Here is an 872-nt window from a genome sequence, read left to right on the forward strand (position 1 = left end):
TCAAGGAGCACAAGAAGGCCGCCATGAAGCTCGCGGCCTGATCAGCCCAACCTCGAACCGTGATCGCGTTTCTGCACAACTTGACAGACACAACCACCCCGGCGCACCGCGGAGCGCGCGCTGGCGGCCGTCATCCAGGAGGCCTACGTGCAGGGCATCTCCACCCGCTCGGTGGACGAACTGGTCAAGGCGCTGGGCATGAGCGGCGTGTCCAAGAGTGAGGTCAGCCGGCTGTGCGAAGAGCTCGACGAGCGCGTGCTCGCCTTCCTGGAGCGGCCCATCGAAGGCGACTGGCCGTACCTGTGGATCGACGCCACCTACGTCAAGACGCGCGAGGCCGGGCGCATCGTCAGCGTGGCGGTGATCGTGGCTGTGGGCGTCAACACCGACGGATAGCGCCAGGCGCTCGGGATGAAGGTCGGCGCGAGCGAGGCCGAGCCGTTCTGGAGCGAGTTCCTGCGCAGCCTCATGCGCCGTGGGCTGCGTGGCGTGCGGCTGGTCATCAGCGACAGCCACGTTGGGCTCAAGGCGGCCACCTCCAAGGTGCTCAAGGCCACTTGGCAGCGCTGCCGCGTGCACTTCATGCGCAACATGCTGGCCTACGCCCCGAAGGCGCAGCGGCGCATGGTCAGCGCCGCGATCGCCACCGTCTTCGCCCAGGAAACGGCCCAGGACGCGCACGCGCAGTGGCGCGTGGTGGCCGACCAGCTGCGCGAGCGCTTGCCCAGGATCGCCGAGCTGATGGACAGCGCCGAGCACGAGGTGTTGGCCTACATGGTCGGACCTGCGAAATTCACATCAACGCCGGTTGTGGGCGACGACGGACGCCGGCGACGTCGCGCGAGGGCGGCCAGAGCTTGCCGACGTGCGCA

At 68.2% G+C, this 872-nt stretch carries 1 pseudogene; it reads left to right on the plus strand.

Going from position 1 to position 872, the window contains the following annotated elements:
- Nucleotides 1-96: 96 nt before the first annotated feature.
- A pseudogene (locus tag DRV96_RS17775) lies at nucleotides 97-872 on the plus strand (IS256 family transposase); the annotation flags it as partial.

This window comes from Azohydromonas sediminis, assembly GCF_003574675.1.
Classification (GTDB): Bacteria; Pseudomonadota; Gammaproteobacteria; order Burkholderiales; family Burkholderiaceae_C; genus Calidifontimicrobium; species Calidifontimicrobium sediminis.